This is a genomic window from Halochromatium sp. (assembly GCF_054919635.1).
Window position 1 is genome coordinate 1 of the sequence record NZ_JBUDPI010000410.1, and the last position, 3,073, is coordinate 3,073.

The following is a 3,073-nucleotide window of genomic DNA, read 5'->3' on the forward strand; positions in this document are numbered from 1 at the left end:
GTGTCTTGGCAGCGACTGCGAGCACATCCGCGCGGGTTACCGGCGTTTGCGTATCCGCCATCACAGCATCAACTACCGCCTTTCTTCTTCCCGCATCGAGATCGTTCGTGTCCTGCACGAGCGCATGGAGCCTGACCGTCACCTAAGCGCCCACTGAGGGCAGCGCCGATTCTGAGAAAACAAAGCCCGGCTTTTTCAGGGCTGGCACTTCGCGTATGGCTCGCGCCGGGTATATAACCGCTTATGTACTAACCTGTACGAAAACAGATACCTGAGTCGTCGGGGCGATCAGCCTCCAGCAACAAAATGGTTCATGGCTCTCTGAGCCCAACTCCTCGAAAAGGTAAAAATTAGCGGGCGCTAATATGTCTGGTGCCTTTCCGGCGCCACTGCCCGGATGGTCGAAGCTCTGAAGACTACTCCTTGCCGAGAAGCTGTCCATGGGTCGGCTGACCCTCGATCACATTCGACTCCCTTCCCAACTCGCCTTCGATGATCGAGGACAGGAGACCGTAACTGACCTTCCATCGTATCGTGCCGACCAGCACACCGGCCGTTTTCGGGTTCAGCTTGATCACCTCCCCGAATTGCTCGTTGCCCTTCCGATCCTTGAAGGCCACTCTGTCGCCAATCTTCAGGGTGTTTCGGTCGAGCTTGCCAGTCGGATTCGAAATTGCGACATCAGCGCGATCAAGGTTGATGAAGTAGAAGGGGATGTTCCAGAGCGCCCCGTCGTGGCGATTCTTGACCAAGACCTTCGTCCTTTTCAGCTCGACGATGCTCGCCTCGATCAGCCGGTTATCCTCCGCCTCGAAGTACTCGATATCCTGCCCGACTCTCAACGAATTCTTGATCTGCCTGATTCTTGCCGGGTCTTCCAGGCTGCGGCGAATGGCCTGCTGGAGGCGATAGAGCTCGAACAGGGACGCCTTGTTCAGCGCTTCGAGTATCTGGGAATAGTTCATGTTATGCCCTCGCTCCCACCGGCATGGGCCTTCTTGCGCTGGACCAAATAGGAGAAGAAGGTCCTTCGTCCAACACCGGCAACCGCGCAGGCCTCGGCGGCGGTTTTTCCCGAGTTCTCATAGAGGATTCGGGCGTTCTCGAGTTTCTTCGCATCGGTCCGCGGTCGCCCGCCGCTTTTGCCGCGGGCCTTCGCCGAGGCGCGGCCAGCCGCGGCACGCTCGGCTCGCAGCTCCCGCTCCATCTGGTGGACCGCCCCCATCATCGACAGGAAGCAGCGTCCCGTGGCGCTCGCGGTATCGATGCGCTCGCGCAACGACACCAGCTCGATCCGGCGTTGTTGGAGTGTCTTGGCCGTTTCCAGCAGATCCAGCAACGAGCGCGTCATGCGGCTGAGTTCCGTGACCACCAGGGTATCGCCAGAGCGCAGGTAGGCCATCATCTGCTCCCAGCCGGGCCGGTCCAACCGCGACCCGGTCATCCGGTCGGTAAAGATCCTCTCGCAACCGGCCTCGCGCAGCGCATCCATTTGCGAATCGAGATTCTGACCCTGACTGCTAACGCGGGCGGAGCCGATTCGGATCGTTGATGGTGCCGTGGCGGGCAAGGTATTGGCCCAGGTCGTGCAAAGAGGTGTCGTGCCTGTAGTATAAATGCACGATGATGACAGCAACAGTTTTTGCACGGCTCCAGACGGGAGAAAACGAGGTGTCGGGGGGAATGCAGCCGTCGTGCAAGAAGTGTACTTTCTGCACTCCCTGAGCTTCGCTGTTCCATGGCCGCCGATTCGCGCCGCCTGTTATTCCTGACCGCATCGGAGGTCGACGACCTCTATGGCCTGCCGCGTTTCACCGAGGACGACCGGCTGCTCTATTTCGACCTGAGCCCGGCGGAGCGGAAGGCCGTGTATGGCATGCACACCACATCGGCCGCCGTGCATCTCGTTCTGCAGCTTGGCTACTTCAAGGCGAAGCGGCGATTCTTTGTCTACGAGCACGCAGCGGTGCTCGACGGTCTGCAGTACATCCTGCTGCGTTACTTTCCCGAGCGCGACTTGAATACTGTCAAGCCGCTGTCCAAGCCCACTCGTCTTGATCAGCAGGAGATCGTGCTCGACTTGTTCGGCTACCGCCTGTGCGACGCTGCCGCCCGAGCGGAGCTGTCGCGTATGGTCCGCGAGCGCGACAAGGAGATGGACCAGATCTTCGAGACCCTTCGACGTTCCGCCGCCCTGCGCTGTTTGATGATGATGCGCAGCCATGCCTTGGTCACCGAGGAGGAGCTGCGGTCATTGAGCGCCGAGGTTCAGCGCGCCTCCGAAAGTCCATGATCAAGGGCGTAGGGTAGGGTGACGAGCGCCGTCGGTGGAGCGACGTTTCACCCCAACCATGGTAATCCCGATGTCCGCGTATTCCGAAATCGAGCTCACTGCTGAGGGGCGCCTGCTGTTTCGTCGCCAACAGGAAACCCCTGAGGGGCTGCGCGAGCGCCTCGATGACATCACCGCTGAGGCTCAGCACTGGCTCGATCGCATCATTGCGCTCCAACCCGGCGTCCGCTTGTCCTCGATCTTCGACCTGCTCAAGGCCAACGCCACGCTGATGGATCTCTACACACACAACTTCGCGCATGCGTACGTGGCACGCTGCAACGCGCTGCGTGCCGGCGACCTGGTGCCAGACCCTCGCGACGAGACCGACACCACCGAGCCCGCGGTGGAGTCTCTGGTGCTCTCGTTGTCTCAGGAACTGCGGATGCCGAATGATCTGCTGAGGCGCATCGCTGCGGCGCAAGATCCCCATTCGCCGACCTCAACCCGCTTCCTCAATCTGGTGGAGGACACCACCGGCCAGGCAGGCCCGCCTGTGGCGATCAAGGACGCGTCCCGTTATTGGCATGTCAGTGGCCGATCCGCGCCCCTTGCGCAGAACACTGACCTGTCGGGCGTCCACTACACTGCCGGAAGCCAGATCGACTACTCCGTGAGCTTTCATTTCGATCGCTGTATCGACCTGCCGTTGAGCATCGGCGCCGGCGTGATGTCACTGACCATCAGCGGACAACGTCGCAAGGACCGCTTGATGGTCAATGTGCCGCTGGGAACCGCTCA

General features: G+C 60.6%; 5 protein-coding genes. 3 read left to right on the forward strand and 2 right to left on the reverse strand.

The genetic code is table 11. The annotated features are described in order from the left end of the window. Positions 1 to 157 (forward strand): type II toxin-antitoxin system RelE/ParE family toxin (locus ACY693_RS17445; RefSeq protein ID WP_462323085.1); only part of this gene is annotated, 157 nt, incomplete at its 5' end. Positions 158 to 416: 259 nt separating this feature from the next. On the opposite strand, the gene ACY693_RS17450 is transcribed toward ACY693_RS17445, so the two are convergent. Both ACY693_RS17450 and ACY693_RS17455 read right to left on the reverse strand, forming a co-directional pair. Then, positions 417 to 965 (reverse strand): hypothetical protein, encoded by a 549-nt coding sequence (locus ACY693_RS17450; protein WP_462323081.1) that lies wholly within the window; start codon positions 963 to 965, stop codon positions 417 to 419. After that, positions 962 to 1,648 (reverse strand): recombinase family protein, encoded by a 687-nt coding sequence (locus tag ACY693_RS17455; RefSeq protein ID WP_462323082.1) that lies wholly within the window; start codon positions 1,646 to 1,648, stop codon positions 962 to 964. Before ACY693_RS17455 ends, ACY693_RS17450 begins: the two co-directional genes overlap by 4 nt. 90 nt (positions 1,649 to 1,738) lie before the next feature. On the opposite strand from ACY693_RS17455, the gene ACY693_RS17460 reads away from it, so the two are divergent. Together ACY693_RS17460 and ACY693_RS17465 are read left to right on the forward strand one after the other, a co-directional pair. Beyond that, positions 1,739 to 2,293, forward strand: coding sequence for a DUF4158 domain-containing protein (locus tag ACY693_RS17460; RefSeq protein ID WP_462323083.1), 555 nt, complete (start codon positions 1,739 to 1,741; stop codon positions 2,291 to 2,293). A 70-nt stretch (positions 2,294 to 2,363) separates the two neighbouring features. After that, the coding region (locus ACY693_RS17465; protein ID WP_462323084.1) for a hypothetical protein at positions 2,364 to 3,073 on the forward strand (710 nt) is incomplete at its 3' end.